The 21,771-nt window shown below is 71.1% G+C and carries 18 protein-coding genes; 3 read left to right on the forward strand and 15 right to left on the reverse strand.

Features of this window, described 5'->3' with window-relative positions; all coding sequences use genetic code 11:
• Positions 1 to 35: 35 nt before the first annotated feature.
• The 15 genes from ACZ7RU_RS14315 to ACZ7RU_RS14385 all read right to left on the reverse strand — a co-directional run bounded on the left by ACZ7RU_RS14315 (position 36) and on the right by ACZ7RU_RS14385 (position 18,110).
• Positions 36 to 788: a thioesterase II family protein gene (locus tag ACZ7RU_RS14315; protein WP_470341213.1), complete on the reverse strand. Its 753-nt coding sequence runs from the start codon at positions 786 to 788 to the stop codon at positions 36 to 38.
• Complete coding sequence (locus ACZ7RU_RS14320; protein ID WP_470341214.1) at positions 785 to 1,000, reverse strand: MbtH family protein; 216 nt, start codon at positions 998 to 1,000, stop codon at positions 785 to 787. Before ACZ7RU_RS14320 ends, ACZ7RU_RS14315 begins: the two co-directional genes overlap by 4 nt.
• 36 nt (positions 1,001 to 1,036) lie before the next feature.
• Positions 1,037 to 2,359 (reverse strand): condensation domain-containing protein, encoded by a 1,323-nt coding sequence (locus ACZ7RU_RS14325; RefSeq protein WP_470341215.1) that lies wholly within the window; start codon positions 2,357 to 2,359, stop codon positions 1,037 to 1,039.
• Positions 2,360 to 2,483: 124 nt separating this feature from the next.
• A complete protein-coding gene (locus ACZ7RU_RS14330) occupies positions 2,484 to 3,251 on the reverse strand; it encodes a hypothetical protein (RefSeq protein WP_470341216.1) in 768 nt (255 codons plus the stop codon).
• A 20-nt stretch (positions 3,252 to 3,271) separates the two neighbouring features.
• On the reverse strand, positions 3,272 to 4,978 hold the full coding sequence (locus tag ACZ7RU_RS14335; RefSeq protein WP_470341217.1) for a non-ribosomal peptide synthetase: 1,707 nt from the start codon (positions 4,976 to 4,978) through the stop codon (positions 3,272 to 3,274).
• 94 nt (positions 4,979 to 5,072) lie between these two features.
• On the reverse strand, positions 5,073 to 6,269 hold the full coding sequence (locus ACZ7RU_RS14340; RefSeq protein ID WP_470341218.1) for a cytochrome P450: 1,197 nt from the start codon (positions 6,267 to 6,269) through the stop codon (positions 5,073 to 5,075).
• A 49-nt stretch (positions 6,270 to 6,318) separates the two neighbouring features.
• Positions 6,319 to 7,014: a thioesterase II family protein gene (locus tag ACZ7RU_RS14345; protein ID WP_470341219.1), complete on the reverse strand. Its 696-nt coding sequence runs from the start codon at positions 7,012 to 7,014 to the stop codon at positions 6,319 to 6,321.
• Positions 7,011 to 8,678 (reverse strand): non-ribosomal peptide synthetase, encoded by a 1,668-nt coding sequence (locus ACZ7RU_RS14350; RefSeq protein WP_470341220.1) that lies wholly within the window; start codon positions 8,676 to 8,678, stop codon positions 7,011 to 7,013. Before ACZ7RU_RS14350 ends, ACZ7RU_RS14345 begins: the two co-directional genes overlap by 4 nt.
• Positions 8,679 to 8,710: 32 nt before the next feature.
• A complete protein-coding gene (locus ACZ7RU_RS14355; RefSeq protein WP_470341221.1) occupies positions 8,711 to 9,484 on the reverse strand; it encodes a thioesterase II family protein in 774 nt (257 codons plus the stop codon).
• Between the two features lie 47 nt (positions 9,485 to 9,531).
• Positions 9,532 to 11,289, reverse strand: coding sequence for an ABC transporter ATP-binding protein (locus ACZ7RU_RS14360; protein WP_470341222.1), 1,758 nt, complete (start codon positions 11,287 to 11,289; stop codon positions 9,532 to 9,534).
• A complete protein-coding gene (locus ACZ7RU_RS14365; protein WP_470341223.1) occupies positions 11,286 to 13,022 on the reverse strand; it encodes an ABC transporter transmembrane domain-containing protein in 1,737 nt (578 codons plus the stop codon). The genes ACZ7RU_RS14360 and ACZ7RU_RS14365 overlap by 4 nt, the downstream gene beginning before the upstream one ends.
• A gap of 210 nt (positions 13,023 to 13,232) precedes the next feature.
• On the reverse strand, positions 13,233 to 14,522 hold the full coding sequence (locus ACZ7RU_RS14370; RefSeq protein ID WP_470341224.1) for a condensation domain-containing protein: 1,290 nt from the start codon (positions 14,520 to 14,522) through the stop codon (positions 13,233 to 13,235).
• Positions 14,519 to 15,661, reverse strand: coding sequence for an acyl-CoA dehydrogenase family protein (locus ACZ7RU_RS14375; protein WP_470341225.1), 1,143 nt, complete (start codon positions 15,659 to 15,661; stop codon positions 14,519 to 14,521). The genes ACZ7RU_RS14370 and ACZ7RU_RS14375 overlap by 4 nt, the downstream gene beginning before the upstream one ends.
• A 76-nt stretch (positions 15,662 to 15,737) precedes the next feature.
• Positions 15,738 to 16,730, reverse strand: a complete 993-nt coding sequence (locus ACZ7RU_RS14380) for a threonine synthase (RefSeq protein ID WP_470341226.1) — start codon at positions 16,728 to 16,730, stop codon at positions 15,738 to 15,740.
• 444 nt (positions 16,731 to 17,174) lie between these two features.
• Positions 17,175 to 18,110: a TauD/TfdA dioxygenase family protein gene (locus ACZ7RU_RS14385; protein ID WP_470341227.1), complete on the reverse strand. Its 936-nt coding sequence runs from the start codon at positions 18,108 to 18,110 to the stop codon at positions 17,175 to 17,177.
• Positions 18,111 to 18,396: 286 nt separating this feature from the next.
• Between ACZ7RU_RS14385 and ACZ7RU_RS14390 the strand changes: the two genes are divergently transcribed.
• The 3 genes from ACZ7RU_RS14390 (at position 18,397) to ACZ7RU_RS14400 (ending at position 21,724) form a co-directional block, all read left to right on the forward strand.
• Positions 18,397 to 18,636, forward strand: coding sequence for an acyl carrier protein (locus ACZ7RU_RS14390; RefSeq protein WP_470341228.1), 240 nt, complete (start codon positions 18,397 to 18,399; stop codon positions 18,634 to 18,636).
• Between the two features lie 328 nt (positions 18,637 to 18,964).
• Positions 18,965 to 20,956, forward strand: a complete 1,992-nt coding sequence (locus ACZ7RU_RS14395; protein ID WP_470341229.1) for a carbamoyltransferase C-terminal domain-containing protein — start codon at positions 18,965 to 18,967, stop codon at positions 20,954 to 20,956.
• A gap of 159 nt (positions 20,957 to 21,115) precedes the next feature.
• Entirely contained in the window at positions 21,116 to 21,724 is a 609-nt protein-coding gene (locus ACZ7RU_RS14400; protein WP_470341230.1) for a class I SAM-dependent methyltransferase, read from the forward strand.
• The last annotated feature ends 47 nt before the right edge of the window (positions 21,725 to 21,771 follow it).

Consider the following 21,771-nt stretch of genomic DNA (forward strand, 5'->3'; position numbering starts at 1 on the left):
CGATCGAGAGGATGGTTGTTTCGGAGGGCTCCGGGTCAGTGACCGTTCTGCCGGGGCACGGCAGCGAGCCGCCCGGCGATCTCGGCGAGCACGGCCGGGCGGGCGGAGTGCAGGAAGAAGTGGCCGCCGGGAAACATCCGCAGGTCGAAGCCGCCGGCCGTGAGCTCGCCCCAGCGCGGCATCGCCGCGATGCCCGCGGGATCGTCCTCGGTCCCGCCGAACGCCGTGACCGGGCAGGTCAGCGGCGGCCCGCCGGTGAACCGGTAGGTCTCGACCACCGCGAGGTCGGCCCGGATCACCGGGAGCATCAGGCGCATCAGTTCCGGGTCCGCCAGAACCGCTTCCGGTGTCGCGGACCAGGAGCGCAGTCTCCCGATCAGCTCCTCCTCCGGACCGGCGTGGAACGCGGTCTCCTCCCGGGCTTGGGGCGGGACGCACCCCGAGACGAACAGCCGGGTGGGTGAGCCGATCTCCATCCGCTGCAGGGTGCGGGTGAGGCTCCAGGCCACCAGGGCGCCCATGCTGTGGCCGAAGAACGCGAACGGACGGTCCAGGTGCGGGATGACCGAGGGCACCAGGTCGTTGAGCACCGCGCCCATCCGGTCGAACAGCGGGTCGCCCAACCGGTCTTCCCTGCCCGGAAGTTGTACCGACCACGGCTCGATGTCGGCGGGCAGAGCGGCGGCCCAGTCGCGGAACACCGAGGCACCGCCGCCGGCGTACGGGAAGCAGAACAGCCGCGTGGCCGCCTGTGGCCGCTCGGCGAGCGGCCTGACCGCCACCCTCACCGGTCGGTCCCGCCCGCCATCTCCCGGCGCAGGGTCAGCGGACGCATGTCCGTCCACACCTCGTCGACGTGCGCGAGACAGGCCTCCTTCGAGCCCCGCTCGCCCGTCTCCCGCCAGCCGGCGGGCAGCTCGCGGCCCTGCGGCCAGATGGAGTACTGCTCCTCGGAGTTGATCACCACGACATAGCCGTCGTCGTCACGCTGTCCGTCCATGGGCACTTCCTTTCGGTGAGATGGCGGGATACCGGTTCAGGCGTTCGGCGTCCCGGGCCGGGAGGCTCGCAGGGCACCCAGCCGACGACGGCCGGCGGGTACGGTCCGCGCGGCCCGCCGGGCCCGCGCCAGCGGCTCCGCCAGGGCGGCCAGCGGAACCGTCACGTCCTCGACGACCGTCCGCAGGACAGCCAGGAAGGCCGACCGGACCTCCTCGGCCTCGGACTTCGCCAGCCGTCGGGAGTTGTAGTTGAGCCGCAGACTGATCCGGTCGCCGTCCGGCTTGCCGAACAGGCAGAGGTCGAGCTGCGAGGTCTGCCGGGCCGGGGGCAGGAAGTCCGCGAACTGGAAGGAGGTCGAGAAGACCGGGTTCCGGCCGGGTCGGGATTCCACGTCGAGCTTCTCGAGCAGCAGGGTGAACGGATAGCGGCTGTGCGCATAGGCGCCGATGCTCACGGTCCTGGTCCGGCGCACGACCTCTTCGAAGGGGTCCGCACCCGACGTCCGCACCCGGACGGGGAGCGGGTTGACGAAACTGCCGAACATCCCGTCCGACTCCTTGGTGTCCCGGCCGGAGAACGGGACGCAGACCACGATGTCGTCGTCGCCGCTGATGTCCCGCAACGCGACCGCGTAGGCGCTGAGCAACAGGATGTGCGGCGTGACGCGCAGCTTCTTGGCCAGTGCCGCCAGCCCTGCGGCCGTGTCGGCCTCGACGTCGAACTCCAGCGTCTCGTTCACCACCTCGTCGGCGGGCGCATCATAGTCCCCGATGCGCAGCCGCGGCAGCGGGGCGGCCAGCTGGTCGAGCCAGTACGCCTCCATGGCCTTGCTCTGGTCGCTTGCCAGCCACTCCCGCCGCCCCCGCACGAAGGCGTCGTAGGTCGTCGGGAGCGGGGGCAGCTCCGGCTCTCCGCCCGCGGCGAAAGCTCGGTAGCAGAGCAGCAGTTCGCGTATGAAGATGCCCATGCTGGTGCCGTCCGTGAGGATGTGGTGCACGTTCACGTAGAGGCAGTGGTGGTCGGCGGCCAGCTTGAACACCTTGAGCCGCACCGGCGGGGTGGCGAGTTCGTCGAAGGGGGTCGCGTTCTCGGCCCGGACGCACCGGTTCAGTTCGGCCGTCGGATCAGCCGCGCCGGTCAGGTCGACGAGCGGCACGTCCAGGTCGAATTCGGGCAGGACACGCTGGCGCGGACCCTCCGGAGTGTCCCGGAAGGACAGCCGCAGCGCTTGGTGCCGGTCCATCAGGAAGGCCGCGGCACGGCGCACGGCGACGATGTCCACCGCCTCGTACAGGTGCTGCCAGTACGGAAGGTTGGAGTCCGCCCGGCCCTCGTCCAGCTGGTGCTGGAGCCACAACCCCCTTTGACCGTTCCACAGTTCGAACCAGGCCCCGTCACCCTCGGAATCGTAGGGGTCTTCCACTTGGCCAGCCAATCTTCACATCAATGGTTGACAGAACGCCCGGACCGATACGGCCGGTTCAGAGAGACCTTCCCCTGCTTCCGACGCGGCCTGGACCAGCCGGGCCGGCGTCACGTTCTGCGGGGACGGGCCGCGACGGCGCCTCCTTCTCCCCGGTGGCCAGCAGGTCGGTGAGCAGGACCTTCACGGCAGGCGCGTGGAACAGTTCCTCCGCCGTCGCATCGACCCGGTGCACCGCCCCGGAGCCCGGCCAGTCGAGCGCCTCGCTCAGCAGGACGTGGGTGGGAGCCGGCGGGGCCTCCGGGGGCACCGCCGCGGTCAGAGTGAAGCTGAGCCAGGCCCGCTGCCCCTCGGTCAGTTCGACCAGGATCTCCTCGTCGAGCCCGGGCGAGCAGCCGTCGATCACCGAGAGCAGGAAGGAGCCGGCCAGGGTGAGCGCGTCACCGGGCGGCAGGCCGGTGATCGTGGGCACCTCGGCGGACTCGTCCATGGCCAGGGCGAGGTCGTCCAGCAGTGCCTGAGGAGCGTTGGGGTCGGCCGCTGCCGGGTCGAGCACGATGAGCGGGACGTCCGGCCCGGGCAGCGCCTGCACCAGCGCCGAGGCCAGGCCGACGGCCGAACAGTAGGCCAGCACCGCGACCGGGGGCGGCCCGGCAGCGGTGATCCGCTCGGCCCAGTGGGCGGCCTGCTCAGCCGTCCCGACGATTCCGTCGGCGAGGCCGGGGTAGTGCAGCGGGTCGATCCTGAGGGTCCGCTCCCGCCAACCGTCGGGCAGGATGCCGGCGAAGGTCCTCCGGGGCACCTCGTTCCCGAACTCGAGTATCACAACGGGCCGTTGGTCCTGCATCACTCCGCACTCCTGAGGGCTTCGTCGACCGCGGCGGAGAAGTCCGCGAGGACCGGATGGTCGAAGATGACCTGCAGCCCGATCTTGATTCCGAACTTCTCACGCGTCCGGGACACCGCCCGGGCGGCGATCAGCGAGTGCCCCCCGATCTCGAAGAAGCTGTCCCCGGAGCGGGGGAGGTTCCCGGTCAGATCGGACCAGATCTCGGCGATCCGCGCCTCGGTGGCGCCGAGGGGGGAGGGCTCGGCCACGGCTGCGACCGGAGTGTCCGGCAGGGCCTTCCGGTCGATCTTGCCGTTGGGTGTCAGCGGCATCGCGACGAGCCGGTGCAGCCCGGTGGGGAGCATGTACGCGGGCAGCCGACCGGTCAGTGCGGCGCGGATGTCGCCCGGCTCGGCCTCGCCGCAGAAGAAGGCGTGCAAGGATCCGCCGTCCTGGTCCGGCACGTGGACGACGGCCGCCTGGTCCACTCCGGGAACAGCCAGGATCTCCTGCTCGACCTCGGCCGGCTCCACCCGGTGACCGCGGATGCTGACCTGGGCGTCCCGCCGCTCGACGAACTCCAGCTCGCCGTCGGCCGTCCAGCGGCAGAGGTCGCCGGAGGAGTACCAGCGGCTCCCGTCCCGGTCGGCGACGAACTTGCGGCCGGTGAGCTCCGGGTCGCCCCGGTAGCCGAAGGCCAGGACATCGCCTCCGATCAGCAGTTCCCCGGGCACGCCGGGCTCGGCGACCTCGACGCCGTCGGCATCCACCAGCCGGACCTTCGCGCCGGTGATGGGGCGTCCGATCACCGGCGCGCCCTCGGTGGGGCCACGGCGCAGGTCCGCGCTGGCGGTGGTCACCACGGTGGCCTCGGTCGGCCCGTAGTGGTTGAAGACCGCGGCGGGGAAGCCGGCCGGCGGGCTCACCCGAAGACGGTCCCCGCCGGTCAACAGGACGGCCAGGCCGACGGGCGGGGCCGGGAGGGCGAACAGTTGCTCGGCGAGCGGGGTGCTCAGGAAGCAGTGCGTGATGGCGCTCCGCTCGATGAACTCGGCGATCACCGCGCTGTCGACGATCAGCCGCTCGGTCGGCAGCACCAGCGTCGCCCCGCTCGCGAGAGCCGCCCAGACCTCCCAGACCGTGGCGTCGAACCCCAGCCCGGCGAAGGCTCCGACCCGCACCCCGGGCCGGGTGCCGTAGGTCTCCCGGTGCCAGGACACCAGGTTCGCCAGACCCGCGTGGCCGACCTCGACGCCCTTGGGCGTACCGGTCGAACCGGAGGTGTAGATGACGTAGGCCAGCGGGGCCGGCGACACCGACGCCAGGGGCGCCCCGGCGCTGCCGAGTACCGGAACGCCCGCGGGCACCCGCCCGGCGAGCCCCTCCTGGGCCAGCACGGCCACCGGCCGGGCATCGTGCAGGATCGCCGCCACCCGGCCGTCCGGCAGCGCCGGGTCGAGCGGCAGGTACCCGGCACCCGCGAGCCAGCTTCCGAGCTGCGCCACGATGCCCTCGATGCCGCGGTCGAAGAGCAGGCCGACGAGGCAACCGCTCCGGTGGCCCTCGGCCTGCCGGATGCGCCCGGCCACCGCGGCGGCCGCGTCCCAGAACTGACGGTAGGTGAGCTTCCGTTCGCCGCACTCGACCGCGACCACGTCCGGATGCGCGTCGACGATCGCGCCGAGCATCCGGACCACCGTCCGTTCGTTCACGATGCCCTGCATCAAGAGACCACTCCTGTCCCCGGCACGCGGTTCCGGGGAGCCGCTCGTCACTCGTGTCATCCCAACTCTCCTTTCAGGGACGTGCGGTCGGCCGTCACGAGGCCGTGCCGCGCACGGCCAGGCGTTCCAGGACGGTGAAGCCGAAGTGCTGCCTCGTCACCGGCGGCCCGTCGAGGTGGAGGTCCGCCCACCTGCCTGCGAGGCGCTCCAGTACGATCTCGGACTCCATCCGCGCCAGCCCCGCCCCCAGGCAGTAGTGCGCGCCGAAGCCGAAGGCGAGGTGTCGCCTGATCTCGCGGCCGTGGTCCAGCAGGTCCGGGTCGGCGAAGACGGCCGGGTCGCGGTTGGCCACGCCGAGCATCAGCAGGACGAGGTCCCCCTCCGCGATCAGGTGACCGGCCGCCTCCACCGGCGCGGTGGCCACCCGGGCCACCTGCTGGACGGAGGTGTCGAACCTGAGCAGCTCGTCGACCGCCGCGCCCGGTTCACCGCTCCGCAGGTCGGCCCAGGCATCGGCGTGCAGCGCGGCCCGGACCGCCTTGCCGATGAAGGTCGAGGTGGTCTCGAACCCGGCGTAGATCAGCAGGCTCGCGGTGGCCGAGATGTCGGCGGCCTCGATGACGCCCTCCTGGCGGGCGTCGCGCAGCAGCCGGAGCCCGGTGCCCTCGCGGACCTCCGAGCGCAGGGCCTCGTCCACCACGTCCGCGATTTCCCGCAGGGCCCGACTTCCCCTGGTCCTGACCTCCGGCAGGTAGTCCGCCATCAGCAGCGCCGCGATGTCGGGAGACCAGTCGTGCAGCCGGGGCGCGACCTCCCCGGGCAGACCCAGGATCCGGCAGATGACCCGGCTGGAGAGCGGGACGGCGAGTTCCGCCATCACCTCCAGCCGGTCCGTCCGCCCCGCCAGGAGCTCGTCGACCAGCTCTTCGACGACGGGCCGCATCGCGGCGAGCCGGTCGGCCGCGAAGAGCGGCGCGACGACCCGGCGGGCTGCCGCGTGCGCGGGGTCGTCGTTGAACATGAACCACCTGCGCACGACCTCTGCGGCCCGCCCCTCCCCCTCTCCCTCCCGGTGCAGGGTGGTGGCGCCCCGCTGCGGCCAAGCGGCCGACAGAGCGGGGTGCCGCAGCAGGGCGGTCGTCTCGCGGAACCCGGAGACGATCCACACCCCCAGGTCCTCGTCCCAGCGGACCGGCCCCTCCTCCCGCAGCGGGAGGTAGTCCGCGCAGGGGTCGGCCGCCGGACGGCCGTCGTCGCGGTAGGGGCAGCGGGCGGCCTGTGTCGCGGTCACTTGGTACCCTCCGGGTTCTGGTCAGGGGCCACCGGTGCGACGGCCGGACTCACCACGGCTCCCCCTTCGTACAGACCGCCGCGACGGCGGCCACGAGCTCCTGCTCGGCGGAGTGCAGGAAGAAGTGGTCGCCGCGGATCCTCTCCACGCGGAAGGGACCGTCCGTGTAGTCCGCCCACGCCTCGACCGAAGACAGGTCCGCCTCGTCGTCCGCGTCCCCGTAGAACGCCACCACCGGGCAGCCGACCGTACCCGGGGTGCCGGTGCCGTACTCGCCGAGGATCCGGTAGTCGGCGCGGATCACGGGGAGGTAGATCTCCATCAGCTCCTCGTTCTCCAGCAGCTCCCTCGGAGTCCCGCCCAACGCGGCCAGCCGCTCGGTGAGTTCGGCGTCGGAGAGCAGGTGGCTGTCCGCGTCGGCGGCCGGCAGCCGGGGCGCGCGGCTGGCCGAGACCAGCAGCGCGGACGGCTCCGGAGCGCCCCTGGAGCGGAGCGACTTGGTCAGCTCGAAGGCGATCACAGCACCGTAGCTGTGGCCGAACAGCACGTACGGCGAGGCCGGGTCGAGCTGCTGGTGCAGGTCGTCGAGCAGGGCTGCCAGCTCGTCGATCGGCTCCTCCACGCAGCGTGAGCCCCGGCCGGGGAGCTCCAGCGGCACGACGGTGACGCCGTCCGGCAGGTGCCGCTGCCACGGGTCGTAGACGCGTGCCGAGCACCCGGCGTAAGGAATGCAGTAGAGGTTCAATTGGGCATCTCCGTACGGAGGATGTGGTCGGTCAGCGAGGCGACGGTCGGGTACCGGAAGATCTCCTTGATCGGCACCCGGATGCCGAGGCCGTCGGTGAGCCGCCGCTGGAGCGCCGTCAGGAGGACCGAATTCCCGCCGGCGTCGAAGAAGTTGGTGTCCTCGTCGACGGAGTCCGCGGTGAGCGTCTGCCGCCACGCCTCGGCCACCAGGGCCCGGACGTCCCCCGAGGGTGCTGCGGCGGGCGATCCGGCAGCCGGCTCCACCTGGTCGCCGGCGGCCAGGCCGGCCGCCAACCCGATCCGGTCCACCTTTCCTGTGGTGGTGCGGGGCAGCGCGGGCAGGGCGGTGATCCTGGCGGGGTGGTGGCTCGGCGGCAGCCGGTCCTCCAACCAGCCCTGGAGGTCCGCCTCGGCGCGCTGTACCACGAAGGCCACCAGCGCCGCGGTGTCGGGCCGGTCGGCGTCCCGGACCAGCACGACGGCCTGCGAGACCTCCGGGTGCTCCTCCAGGACGGCCTCCACCTCGCCCAGCTCGATCCGGTGTCCGCGCAGCTTGACCTGGCTGTCCAGGCGGCCGAGGAACTCCAGTGCGCCGTCCGGCCCCGTTCTGACCCGGTCCCCGGTGCGGTAGACCCGGCGGCGGCCGTCGGGGGTGTCGCCGTGCAGGAAGCGCTCGGCCGTCAGCTCCTCCCGGTTGAGGTAGCCGTGCGCCAGCCCCTCCCCGTAGAGCAGGAGTTCACCGCTCTCGTCGGCGAGGAGGCCCACCCCGGCCAGCGGCTCGCCGAGCGAGATCCGCTCGGCGGATTCCACCCGCGCCGCCGTGGACCAGAGGACTCCCTCGGTGGGGCCGTACACGTTCCAGAGTTCACCGCACCGGGGCAGCAGCTCCCGGGCGAGGCTCGGGGTGAGCGTCTCTCCGCCGGTCCACAGTCGGCTTCCGGGCGCACCCTTCCAGCCGGAGGCCGTCAGCATCCGCCAGAAGCTGGGGGTGGCCTGGACGACGTCCGGCACGGCCTCCGCCACCAGCTCCGCGAAGGTGAGCGGATCCGCCCGGACCTCCTCCGGGACCACCGTGAAGGAGGCCCCCACGGTCAGCGGAAGGATCAGCTCCACCAGCGAGATGTCGAAGGACAGCGCGGCCATCGCCAGCACGCTCTCGCCGGCCGCCAGCCCCGGCCGCTCGGCCAGCGCGGCGAGGCGGTCGATCAGGGCCTCGTGGCCCACCATCACGCCCTTGGGCTGCCCGGTCGATCCGGAGGTGTACAGGATGTAGGCGATCTCACCCAGGTCCGGTTCCCTCGGCGGCGACGGAAGTCCGTTCTCCTCCAGGGCGAACTCGCCCTCGGCCAGCTCGCGCAGCAGCAGGGCGGGGCGGGCGTCGTCGAGGACCCGGGCCCGCCTGGCCGGCGGGCTCTGCCGGTCGAGCGGCAGCACGGCGCAGCCCGCGGCGTTCGCGGCGAGGATGCCGACGGCCCCACTGAACCGGCTGGACGCGTCGAGCGCCACGACGGAGCCCGGCCGGGCCTTCGCCGCTATCCGCTCGCCGAGGTCTCCGGCCAGCGCGGCGACGTCACGGTAGGTGTAGGTGCGTGCCGTCCGCGCGGCCACTGCCTCGGGCGTCCGTTCCACCTGAGCCTGGACGACATTCCACACTGTCTCCACGCGAGCCCCCTGGGATCGAAAGGAAGTACTGGTCAGTGGCCGACGACCGGGAGCGCCCGGGACACGCTCCGGAGCACGGCCTCCCGCTGGTCGTTGAGGAAGAGGTGGCCGCCGGGGAAGACCTCCACCTCGCTCCGACCGGTGGTCAGCTCGGCCCAGCCCTCGAGGTGCTCCTCGGCGACCCTGGGGTCGGCGTCACCACCGAAGGCCGAGACGGGGCAGGTGAGCAGTTCGCCCGGCCGGTAGACGTAGCCGGCGAACAGCGCGAGGTCGGCCCGGAAGGTCGGCAGGATGAAGGCGGCGAAGTCCGGGTTCTGCAGCAACTGCTCCGGCGTGCCGTTGAGACGGCGGAGCTCGTTGATCAGCTCCTCGTCGGAGAGGTCGGGTTCACTCAGCTTCCTGGACTCGTGGGCCGGTAGCGCCCGGCAGCCGGACACCATCATCCGGACCGGCTCCAGCCCCTGCTCGCGCTGCAGCCTGCGGGCGAGCTCCCAGCTGACGATGGCGCCCATGCTGTGCCCGAAGAAGGCGAACGGCCGGTCGAGGTAGGGAAGCAGGGCGGGGAGAAGGACGTCCAGCAGCTCTTCCAGGTCCGCGATCGGCTGGTCGAAGAACCGGTCCTCCCGACCCGGCAGCTGCACGGCGAACGCCTCCACTCCTTCCGGGAGTCCGGCGCCCCACCCCCGGAAGACCGAGGCGCCTGCCCCGGCGTACGGGAAGCAGAAGAGCCGGAGGGGGCCGGGCTCGGTCCGGCCGGGAATCGGCCGGACCCAGCTCTGGGCCGTCTGCGGTGGTGCCGAGTGCATGGGGTTCCGCTCCTACTGGTCGAGAGGTCGGGAGGGCTGGAAGGCGCTCAGGCGCCGTGCCAGGACTTCCACAGCCCGGCGTATCCGCCGCCGGCCGCCAACAGCTCTTCGTGACTGCCCAGTTCGGTCACCCGGCCACCGTTCATGACCGCGACCCGGTCCGCGTCGTGGGCGGTGTGCAGGCGGTGGGCGATGGCGATCACGGTGCGTTCCTTGAGCACGGCCGCCAGCGAGCGCTCGGTGTGCCGGGCCGTGGTCGGGTCGAGCAGGGAGGTGGCCTCGTCCAGGATCAGCGTGTGCGGATCGGCCAGGACCACCCGGGCCAGGGCGAGCTGCTGGGCCTGCTGGGCGTCCAGACGGAGCCCACCGGCACCGAGTTCGGTGTCCAGCCCGTCCGGCAGCTCGTCCACCCAGTCGATGTCGACCGCGGCCAGCACCGCGTGCAGCTCCTGGTCGGTCGCGCCGGGCGCGGCGATCAGGAGGTTGTCCCGGACGGTGCCGAGGAAGACGTGGTGCTCCTGGGAGACCAGGACGACGTGTCGGCGCAACTGGGCCGGGTCGAGCTCGGCGACAGGCACCTGCCCCACCGTCACCCGTCCGGTGCGCGGCCTCTCCGCCCCGGCCAGCAGCCGGCCCAGCGTGGACTTGCCGGCTCCGGACGGGCCGACGATGGCCAGCCGCTCACCCGGACGGACGGTGAGGTCGACGCCGTGCAGGACGTCCCGCTCGCCCTGGTAGGCGTACCGGACGTCGACCACGTCGATCCGGTCGTCCTCGGGGCGGCCGCCGCCCGTCACGGCCGGGGCGTCCACCTGGCCGATGCCCTCGACCCGGGCGAAGGAGGCGTTGCTGCGCTGGAGTTGGTCGAGCCAGAGCAGGATCTTGTCCATCGGCTCGGAGAGCTTCCAGAAGTAGAGGGCACAGGAGACCACCGCGCCGGTGGTGACCGCGCCGGTGTCGCGCAGGGCGGCGCCGAGCAGCAGGATGCCGGCGACCGGGGCGACGTACGAGAACTCGACCACGGGAAAGAGGACGGTGCGCAGGTTGAGGGTGCGGGTACGGGTGGCCCGGCAGTGCTCCACAGCCTCGGCCGTGGCGGCGATCCGGCGGTCCTGGAGGCCCAGGGCCTCGACGGTGCGGGCCCCCGTCGCGGTGGAGGTGAGGATCTCGATCAGCGCGGAGTTGGCGGCGCCTTCGGCGAGGTATCCCGCGTGTGCACGGTGCAGGTACCAGCGGGTGGCGAACCAGACCCCGGAGAGGCAGAGCAACCCGCAGACGCCGAGCAGCGGGTTGACCGCGAGCATGGCGACCAGGATCAGGAGGATCTGGACGAGCGCCACGGAGACCTCCGGCCCGGCGTCGCGCAGGGTGGCGCCGACGGTGGCGACGTCGGCGGTGCCGCGCGTCAGCAGGTCACCGACGCCGGCGCGTTCGGTCACCGAAGCGGGCAGGGCGAGGGACCGGTCGACGAACCGCTCCCGGATCCGCGCCAGAGTCCGCTCGCCGAAGCGGTGGGCGGCGTAGCGGGCGAAGCGGCCGAGGAGCAGCTGCGCGAGCGCGAAGCAGAGGATGCCGAGGGCGAGTCGGTCGACGTGTCCGGTCCCCGCGCCGCCCCGGACGTCGTCGATGATCCGGCCCAGCAGCCAGGGGCCGCCCAGACCGGCGGCCGCGGCCAGTCCGTTGAGGGTCAGCATCGCGGCGACAGCACGGCGGTCCTGCCCCATCAGACGCACGGCGGCCCGGCGGACCTCGGCGGAACCGGCGATCGGGAGCCGTCCGGGGTCGGTCTCGGTCTGAGCGGTCATCGGACGGCCTCCTCGGCGGGCGTGGACCCGGTGGCGGTTTCGCCGCGAGCCACCAGCGCGCGGTAGCCGGGCTCTGTTGCGAGCAGTTCCTGGTGCGGGCCGGCTGCCGCCAGACGGCCGTCGACGAGGTAGCAGACGGTGTCGGCCTGCTCCAGGAGGGCGGGGGAGGTCGAGGTGAGGGCGGTGGTGCGTCCGGTCCGCGCCCGGCGCAGCCCAGCGGCCATGGCGGCCTCGGTGTGGACGTCCACGGCGGAGGTGGGCTCGACGAGCAGGAGCACCTCCGGGTCCGCCAGCAGGGCACGGACCAGTCGCAGCCGCTGGCGCTGACCGCCGGAGAGGTTGCTGCCCTGGGCCTGGATCACGGTGTCCAGGCCATCGGGCAGTGCCTGCACGATGTCCTCCGCCGCGGCGTCCCTGACGGCCTGGGCGATGGACGGGTCGGAGTGCTCGGAGCGGCCCTCGACCACGGTGCGCAGCGTGCCGGAGAAGAAGTCGGCGTCGTTGTCCGCCACCACGATCCGGCTGCGGACCTCGGCCAGGGCGACCTCGGCGAGCGGCACGCCGCCCCAGGTCGCAGCGGATGCGCTGTACCGGCCGAGCCGGTCGACCACGGCCGTGGAATCGGCCGGGCGAGCGCTCACGATCGCGGTCAGCCGACCCGGGACCAGTTCCACACCGGTGTCGGCGTCGTACAGCGCTGACGGTGCGCCAGGGGCCGGCCGGAGTGTCGCGGCGTCTTCGAAGGCGGGCTTCACGTCGAGCATCCGGACGACCCGTCGAGCGGCGACCAGACCCCTGGTGAGGTCGTATCCGCCCTCGATGAAGTTGGAGACCGGCACGACCAGGACGGCGACGTAGCCGTAGACGGCGACCAGCGTGCCGATCGTGATGGTGCCCTCGGCTGCCATCCGGGCGGCCAGCCAGGTCACCAACGCGAGGAAGAGGGCGGGCAGGCCGACCGAGAGCGCCTGTATCCAGCTGGTCACGGCGCCGACCCGGTAGCCCTCGGACTGCAGGTCCCGCGATCCGCGCAGGTAGCGGCCGGCCAGCAGCTCCTTACCGCCGATGCCGTTGAGTACGCGCATGCCGCCGACGATGTCCCCGAGCCGGGCGGTCAACGCCCCCTGCTGCGCGCGGTACTTGGACTCCGCGCCCTGGAGGCGTTCCAGCAGCGGCCCGACCACGACCGCGAGCAACGGCACCCCCAGCAGGACCACGAGGGCGAGCGGGACGGAGACCGACAGCAGCAGCGCGGCCGCCACCAGGTACGCGACGACGGCACCGACGCCCGGGCCGGTGATCGTCAGTGTCTGGCTCATCTGCGCGACGTCGCCGACACCGATGCTGGCCACCTCGCCGGCCGTGACCTTGCGGGGCAGTTCGGCACCCAGCCGGGTGGAGTGCGCGACCACGACCTTGATGGTCCGGAAGGTGGCGTCCATCCGGACGCGCGTCATGATGCGGTGGCGCATGATGCCGAGCCATGCGTTGAGCAGCGCGGCGCCGACCAGTGCGGCCACCCAGCCGACCAGGACGCCGGTCTTCCCCCGCTGGAGCCCGTCGTCGATCGCACGCTGCATGAGGTACGGCGGCAGCAGGAGGCAGACCATCCAGAGGGTGCCGATCACCGCACCACCTGTCACCCGTCGGCGCTGACTCATGGTCAGCCACCACAGGTAACGCGCGGCACTTCGGTGATCCGGGGCTCCCGGGTCGGCATACGAATCCGTCATGAGTGAGACCCTAACCGTCTTTCCTGGTCCTTATCCAGAATTTCCTTCCACCTCCCGACCGCCTGTGGCTATAGTCACCACGGACAGGAGGTGTTCATCATGAAGAAGCAGCTTCGCGGAATCTGTGCAGGCTTCTAGAACCGGCTCGACCAGGCCGCAGGATGCCGGAGTGCGGGGGGAGAAGCATTTCCCCCCGCATTCTGCTGCCCTTCAGAGAATTCGCCACGGATTATCCAGCGAGACATCCGCCAGGGAGTTCTCGGACCCTCTGGACATATTGATCAGACCAGCCTCGATCGACGCCGCGAGAACGGCTGGGAGGTTTCCGTCGAGATAGTCGCGACTCGCGCCCACTCCGATGAGGACTCCCTTCCCCGTGGCCACCGCCAGGTGGAAGTTCGGCCCCGATCGCTGGGTGGACGGACGCCACTCGATCCCGGTGCGCAGGGGGGATCCGGCGGCCGGCTCCACGTCCACATCGCCGAGGAAGTTGTAGTGCTTGGCGAAGGCGGTGGGGTCCGTCTCCGGCAGGCCGGCCTCCCGGAGGCTCTCCTTCAGCGCGTCGACGTCGTAGCAGCCGTTCATGTACGCCGTCATGGACTGGACGTAGCAGGCCCGCAGGTACTCCAGCGGGTGGGCCTCCTCGTCGACCGTGACGGTCACCGGGGCGAACTGGTTGAGCGAGCCGACCAGCGGCACCCACCGGGGGGTGAGCCGGTTGGCGGCCATCAACGCGAAGGTCATCCGCTCGACGCGCTTGAGCCGGGACAGCGCGAGCGCGCCGACGCCGAGCACCACCGACTGGACCGAGATCCTCAGCCGGTCGGAGAGCTCCTGCGCGGCGGTCAGTCCCTCCAGGCTGTAGAGCGACGCCCGGCGTCGCTCACTGGCGTCCTCCGGATCCCGGTCCGCCGGGACGAGCCGGCCCCAGGCCTCGGTCCAGTGCCGGACGCTCCGGGTGCCCGGTTCCTCCTGCTGCTCCCGCGCCATCTCCAGCGGCTGCACCACCGGCCCGAGCGCCCCGCCCTCCAGGAGGACACCGAGTTGTTCCTCCAGCACCCGCAGCGCACCGTTGTCGGCCGCCACATGATGGATCACGGTGACCAGGTGGAGCGCGTCCCCCTGGTGAGTGGTGACGAACGCGCGCCACGGCAGTTCGGTCTCGATGTCGATCGGCTCGACGGCCGCCTCGGCCCCCAGCCGGAGGGCCGCCGCGAAGCTGTCCTCGGCCAGCTCCAGCGCGGCCACCCGGGACGGGCGGTACGGGTGGACCACCTGGGCCGGCGTCGGGCCGCTCAGGTCGTAGGTGGTCCGCAGCGACTCGTGTCTCTCCACCAACTGAAGCCATGCGTCCATCACTTGGGCCGCACCGAGACCGAACGGCACCTCCCAGACACTGACCAGATTGGCGACCGCCCGATGGTCGGGTCCGTGGGTCTCCAGCGAACGCAGGACCGACAGCTGACCGTAGGTCACCGCCCCCGTCCGGAGCTCGCTCACAGCCGGGCCGCCCGGACGGCGAACTGACCGAGCATGCTCTGCTGGATCTGCGTGGTGCCCTCGATGATCTCCATCACCTTGGCGTCGCGGTAGTGACGCTGAACGGACGCCTCCGCGCCGATGCCCTGGGCACCGTGGATCTGCACCGCGTCGGCGGCCGCCTTGACGGCGATCGTCGAGGTCCGGTACTTCGCCAGCAGGGTGTGGTTGACGGACTCCGTCTCCCCCCGCTCCTTGCTCACCCCGGCGTGGTAGCAGAGCAGCCGGGCCGTGACGGTGTCGGTGAGCATGTCGGCCAGCAGCTGCTGGACCAGCTGGTGGTTGCGGATCTCGGTGCCGTACTGGGTGCGGCGGCCGGCGTACTCCGTCGCGGCCTCCAGGCACGTCTGGGCCAGCCCGACCGAGCCCCAGGCGGTGCTGAAGCGGCCGAGGTCGAGGGCGCTGGAGGCGACGAAGGTGAGGCCGATGCCGGGACGCCCGACCAGGTTGGCGGCCGGGATCCGGCAGTCGTCGAAGGTGATCCGGCCGAGCATCGAGCCGCGCAGGCCGAGCAGGCCCTCGATCGGATCCACCGACAGGCCGGGAGCGTCCCGCTCCACCAGGAAGGCGGTGTGCTGTCCGTCGAACGTGGCGAAGACCAGGAAGAGGTCCGCGATCTGCGCGAAGCTGATCCACTTCTTGGTGCCGCGCAGGACGACATCGGCGCCGTCGGCCGTCGCCGTGGTCTCGACGGCGGCGGCGTCACTGCCGACGTCCGGCTCGGTCAGGGCGAAGGCCGCCAGCGTTCGGCCCGATGTGATCTGGGGGAGCCACCGCTGCTTCTGCTCCTGCGTTCCCCACTTGTGGATCGAGTGGGCGACCATGTCCTCCACGGCCACGAGGTTACGGATCGACTGGCAGCCCCGGCCCAGTTCCTCGGTGAGCAGTCCGTATTCGACCCAGTCCATGCCGAGGCCGCCGGACTCCTTCGGGAGAAGTGCGCCGAGGTAGCCCTGCCCGGCCAGGTCGGCGACGACCTCTCGGGAGACCGCTTGCTCGCGATCGAAGCGGTCCGCCTGCGGGACCAGGACACGGTCGGCGAAGGCACGGAACTCGGCGTGGCGCTCGGCCTGCTGCGGGGTGAGGTGACTGAGTATCAACGAATTCCTTGCGAACGTGGGGGCGGGCACATCACTCCGGCGGGAGCGGTGGCATCCGGCTCGGAGAGGGGGAGGCTCAGCCGGCGGTGGCGGCGGTGGCGAGGGCCGGTCCGGCGGCGGCGGCGGTGTACCGCTCACGGCCGGTCAGGTTGACCAGGACGACCTGGTCCGGGGTGATCCGCCGGGCCGCGGCCTCGTTGCGCAGCGCGGCGATGGTCGCGGCCGAGGAGTGGCAGACGTCCAGCCCCTCCAGCTCGCGGAGCATCGTACGGGCTCGGACCAGTTCGTCCTGGCTCACCGAGACGATGGAGCCACCACTCTCGGCGGCGATGTCCCGCATGTAGGGATAGGTGGCCCGGCCGTCGCCGAGCAGGATGGCCCGGGCCAGACCTGTCGGGTGCTCGATGACGTCGTCCTCGGTGAGCTCGGCCCGTCCCTCCCGCCAGGCCACGGCCATCGGGGCGCAGGTGTCCTGCTGGACCATCACGAAGCGGGGCGAGGAGGTGAGCCGGCCGCAGGCGAGGTACTCTGCCACGCCCTTGCGTACGGCCATCATCCCCATGCCGCTGCTGATGGCCTGGACGACCACGTCGGGCTCGTCGTCCATGGCGTCGAAGGCTTCCAGGTAGGTGAGCTTCAGACCCTCGCGGCGGGCCCAGTTGAAGAACCCGCCCTCCCAGACCAGCCCGTGCCGGTCCGCGAACTCCTGGGCCGCCTGGGTGGCTTGCGCGTAGTTGCCGTCCACGACGGTGAGGGACACCCGGTCGTTGGTCTCGATGTCGTGGTCACCGGTGAAGTCGCGGCCGCAGAAGAAGTGGGCCCGCATCGACTGGTCGCGCTGCACGGCGCGGGCCAGGGCGGTGGAGCTGTTTCCGGTGCTGGAGGCGACGAACTCCTTGATCCCGAACTGCCGGAACACGGCCAGGACCACCGAGGCCAGCCGGTCCTTGGTGGTGCCCGTCGGCTGCTGGGACTCGTCCTTCACCCAGAGTCGGGGCAGGCCGATGGCCGCTCCGAGGCGCGGGGCCGGACGGCAGGGGGTCCGCACGCTGACGTCGGCGTCTAGCAAGTGCTCGGATTCGACCGGAAGGAAGTCCAGGTAGGTCAGCTCGGGCCGGTCACCGTCACGTTCGGTGACGTTCTCCAGGTTCAGCCTGGGATCGAGTGCACTCGAACATCGGGGACATCGGAGCCTGAACTCCGGATCGGACGTCCAGCCGCAGCCGACACATGACAGGTGGTATTTGGGTGGTGCTTCGGTCTTTTCACGGTGGTTGACGATCGGCATTTTGCGCTTCCCCTACAAAGGTTCCCGGAGAATGAACCGAATGGCCCGGACATACGCCGGAGTACCGATGCCGGCGAATCTTCATACGACCGTTTCGACTGCACATGGACTACCGGGGCGACCCGTCGACGACGTTTCTCGGCATGGCCCTTTCGGGGCCCCGGTCCGGAACTCGGCACCGAAGCCGGAGCTCGGACGACCGCCCTGGTGTCACGGCGCCGGCGCTCAGGCCAGCGCGTCGAAGCGACCCCCCATGAGGGCACGCGAGACGAAGCCGTCAGGCCCGCAGGGCACGTCGCCCACGACAGTGGTGCGGTGCACGATCCGCTCCTCCTGGAACATCAGACCGTCCACCGGCCCCGCGTGGGCCACGGCGCGGTTGTCCCACATGACCAGGGTGTCCTGCTCCCAGCGGACCCGGGCGTGGATCTCGTCCCGCCCGGCGAGCTCGTCGAGCAGGAAGTCCAGCAGGGCCGTGCTCTCGCGGGGCTTGAGACCGCGGATGGTCTGGAGGAACACGGCGCTGACGAGCAGGCTGCGCACACCGGTCTCGGGGTGCACCCGCACCAGCGGATGGACGGCCGCGAAGGGGCCGGCCGGCTTGCCGTCGAGGCGGGGCGCCGCCTCCGGGGCATGCCGGGAGTGAATCGCCTGGAGGGTGTCGAGGTATCCCCGGAGGGAGGGCGAAAGCCCCTCGTACAGCGCTTCCAGATTGGCGAAGAGGGTGTCGCCGCCGGCCGGCGGAATCTCGACACCACGCAGAATGGTGATGGCGTTCGGGTTGACCACGAAGGTGCTGTCGACATGCCACTCGGTCCGCAGGCGCCGCGGCGTCGACCCCTTCAAGGGGTGGCTGAGGCCGGCCTCGGCCTCGATCAGCGCCCGCCGCTCCTCGGACAGCGCGGTCCGCAGCACGGCGGGCTCTTCGGGCAGGCCGTTCACGATGGGATGGGCCGCAGTGGCACCGCCGAAGGCATTGGTGAGTTCGACGTGTTGCGCGTCGTTCATCGGCTGATTGCGGAAAACGAGGACCTTGTGACGCAGCAGGGCCTCACGGAGACGGGCCACGACGGCCGGCGACAGGTCCGCAGCGAGATCGACGCCTTCCACCTCCGCGCCAGTGATTGGCGTGAGAGGCCGAAAGCTGATTTCTAACACCACTACCCCCAGTACTGTGGCTGTGCGGTGAAACCTCGGGCAGCCTACCCCAGAGTAGGCATGGCTTGTCGAGCCCCGGTCAGGCCGAATATAGCAACAGGGCAGTTCGTTGGCCATGCCCGTTTCGCACCCGAAGACTCAGTCCCCTTCACTCGGTGTTACATGGCGCAATATGGACATCGTGCCACGTATCGTCCCAACCCAAAGACGGGTCTTGACGCTGCGCCATCAACGCCATAGGGTCAATTACCTGGATAAGCTTTGAATAGAAGAGATCTGGGAATACGAAATGTCGAACGAGCAGCCCGGCAACTTGCTGTCGGTGATTTCCGAAGTATTCGCTCCCCTTGAGGTCTCGCTGGACAGTACTTTCGATGACCTCGGAGCCACCTCCGTGTCGCTGCTCCGCCTGATGGTCTCGATCCAGAGCACGTTCGACGTCGACCTGGACGTCGTCGACATGTTCACCGTGGCCGACGTCGGCGAGCTGGTCGAGCTCGTCGACGGGCGGATCGCCGCTTCGAAGTAGTTCCGGCACGACGGCACGACCGGGCTCACGCGATCCCGTCGCCTGCCCAGGGGCCGACGCATCCGGACGAGGGGACCGGAGTCCGTCCCCGCCGATCCCACCCCGCAGCCCCGTAGCCGGCCGAAGCCTCCGTGCAGGCGGCCGCCGGGATTCCGGCCCGAGGCCGATCGCACCCGCCCGGGCAGTCCGTCGCACCTGACGCCGCCGGTACGCACCGGGGCCCGGTCGAGCACGCCCCGGCAGTCTCACGACCGCCTGCGCCGACCGTTTCCAGGACCGTCGGGCCCGAAGAAGAAGTAGCCACTGTCCAACCGCCGAAGGGGACATCGTGACCGCGCACCCAGCCGCGAAGTACTTCCTGTCGAGCTACATCTCCCCACCCGGCAGCTTGTCCGTCATCGCACCGCGCCATGACCAGAACATCGCGCTCTGGCGCAGTCACGACTCGCGGGTCGAACTCGTCAGGGTCTGGGAGCTCGAGCGTGTCAGCGGACAGAAGCACCACTTCTGGCCACTCTTCACCGTCGACCGCTACCACAAGGTGCTCACCGAGCTGCTCGCGGCCGAGGGGCTCTCCCCGGAGGACGTGAGCCTGTCCTGGGGCACGCCCGGCCTGCCGCACCACGCCGACATCAAGCTACCCGCCGGCGCCGAGGACTTCCCGATCCACAGCCTCGCCCACCTCTACAGCGGGCTGCTGCTCGACTCCGAGGCGTTCCGCAGCGAGACCATCATCGGACTCGCCCTGGACGGCCGGCCCGACTTCGGCCTCGACCTGGCGAGCAAGAAGTACTGGTACACCGGCTGCGTGTCCACCAAGGGCGACGTCGACTTCGCTCCGGTCGAGTCCCCGGCCCCCATCTACGACGCCGCGTCAGCCGAGTTCGACAAGGAGCCCGGCACCCTGATGGCCCTGGCGTCGGCCTGCCCCACCGAAATCGCCTTCGACACCGAGGCGGCGGTGCGGGAGCTGGAACTGTACGGAGGCCGGCGGGTACCGCTGGTCGACACGCTCCCGTTCGTCCAGGCCGTGATCCGTGCAGCCGAATCCCAGCTGCCGTCCATGGAGTTGGACAGCCGCTTCCGCGCGCAGGAGCACCTGCAGTCCGCCGTCATGAAGATCGTCCAGACGGCCTGCGAGCTCGTCATGGTGCGCAACGTCGACCGGCTGCTCGAGTCGGCAGGGGTGGACCCGAGCCAGGCGTACCTCTCCCTGAGCGGGGGCTTCGCCCTCAACTGCCCGACCAACTCCTTCCTCCTGCGCCGCTACGGCTTCAAGGGCCTGCTCACCCCGCCGAGCGCCAACGACTCCGGCCAGTCCCTCGGAATCGGCCTCCTCGGCCTCCTCGGCGAGGGCCTGCTCCCGGGCGGTGGCTTCAAGCTCGAATCCGCCTACCACGGCTCCCAACTGACCGATGTCGAGGACGCCCTGCGGCACTTCGAGGACTTCGTCGAGGACGTCCAGGACTTCACCGAGGCCCAGTTCGTCGAGGACCTCTCCGCCGGACCGCTGGTGTGGGCGGACGGGGCGGCCGAGATCGGCCCGCGCGCACTGGGCCACCGCAGCATCCTCGCCGACCCCCGCTCACCCCGGTCGAAGGACCTGCTGAACGACTGGAAGAGCCGGCAGTGGTGGCGTCCGGTCGCCCCGATCGTCCTGGAGGAGTACAGCGGCGAGTGGTTCGAGGACCCCTGGCCCTCGCCCTACATGCTCGAAACCGCGTACGTCACCGAGTCGAAGCGCCACCTGGTCCCGGCCGTCCTCCACCTCGACGGCTCGGCCCGGCGGCAGACCCTGTCCGCCGCGACCAACCCCCTGCTCCACCGGGCGATCGAGGCGTTCCGGCAGGCCACGGGCGTGCCGATGGTGTGCAACACCTCCCTGAACGACAAGGGTGAGCCGGTGGTGGACACCGCGGCACAGGCCCTGAACTTCGCCATCCGCAAGGGCGCCGCCGTCGCCTACATCGCGGGCCGCCGGGTCCGCCTGCGCACGGAGGCCCGCGACCGGAGCCCGGTCCCCACGCGTCGGCACGACCGCCGCGAGGAGCTCTTCGCGGGCCAGGAGCAGGACCGCGACGCGATCTGGCAGTCCTGGGTCGACGCGGGCTACACCACCGCGGCCATGGTCCTGATGTCCCGCTCCCCCGAACTGCGCGATCAGGGGCTGGCGACGCCCGCCATGGTCAACCAGCTGGCCGAGGTCGCGGCCGCCCGGGACGCGAGCGGCACGCTGGCCCTCGCCGCGGCGAAGCACGCCCGGATGTTCGGCCCGGACGCCGTCTACGACCCCGAGTCCGCCGAAGGTGCGGCTTTCTGACCGCCAGCCGGTGCGCTGACGGCAGCCGGGCCGCCCCGGGGACCGCCGCGACGGGGCGCTCCGAAGCAGGTCGTCGCCCGGCCTCCAGCACGGAACGGTCCGACCGGTGACCGTGCCGCCATGTCCGGCTTCGCTTCAGCAGTACGGAGGATCAACGCAGTGAACACGAGATCGCTCTGGGCGCACACCTCTGACATGGCTCACATGGGCGAGGAGTCCCGGGCCGGGCACCCCTCGCACGCGGTCGTGACCGAGCGGATCGCGGCACTGCACGGCGAGGAACCGTTCGAACTGCTCGACTGCGGTGTCATCTCCGGGGTCACCTACCGCCACCTGCTGACGGCGGGCCTGGCGGTCGACTACACCGGCATCGACATCAACGAGGCCGCCATCGAGGACTGCCGCGCGCTCCACCCCGACGCCCGGTGGGAGCAGATGAGCGTCACCGACCTCACCTACCCCGAAGGCTCGTTCGACGTGGTGAACTGCCGGCACGTGCTGGAGAGCCTGCCGTACTACGAGACCGCCGTCCGCGAACTGTTCCGGGTCTCCCGCCGCACCGTGGTGATCTGCATGTTCCAGGTGCCGCGAGAGACCGAGGTGCTGCTTCGGCGGGAAACGGCCGACGGCTACATCTGGCTCAACCGCTACGCCGCCGGCCCGTTCGAGGCGCTGCTGCACTCGCTCTCGGAGTCGGTCGAGATCATCGACGTCCCCGCCGACCACCGCCGCAACCAGGTCTACCTCTGCACCAAGCGATCCGCGTAGCCGTGGCCCGTTCCGGCGAGACGGGTGACGTACGTCCTGCCCCCAGA

This window comes from Kitasatospora sp. NPDC114501 (assembly GCF_055633695.1).

Excerpts from the sequence above, each read along its gene's own strand:
- ACZ7RU_RS14390 (WP_470341228.1), top strand. The coding sequence starts at position 18,397 with ATGTCGAACGAGCAGCCCGGCAACTTGCTGTCGGTGATTTCCGAAGTA.
- ACZ7RU_RS14335 (WP_470341217.1), bottom strand. The coding sequence starts at position 4,978 with ATGCAGGGCATCGTGAACGAACGGACGGTGGTCCGGATGCTCGGCGCG.
- ACZ7RU_RS14355 (WP_470341221.1), bottom strand. The coding sequence starts at position 9,484 with ATGCACTCGGCACCACCGCAGACGGCCCAGAGCTGGGTCCGGCCGATT.
- ACZ7RU_RS14360 (WP_470341222.1), bottom strand. The coding sequence starts at position 11,289 with ATGACCGCTCAGACCGAGACCGACCCCGGACGGCTCCCGATCGCCGGT.
- ACZ7RU_RS14365 (WP_470341223.1), bottom strand. The coding sequence starts at position 13,022 with ATGACGGATTCGTATGCCGACCCGGGAGCCCCGGATCACCGAAGTGCC.
- ACZ7RU_RS14320 (WP_470341214.1), bottom strand. The coding sequence starts at position 1,000 with ATGGACGGACAGCGTGACGACGACGGCTATGTCGTGGTGATCAACTCC.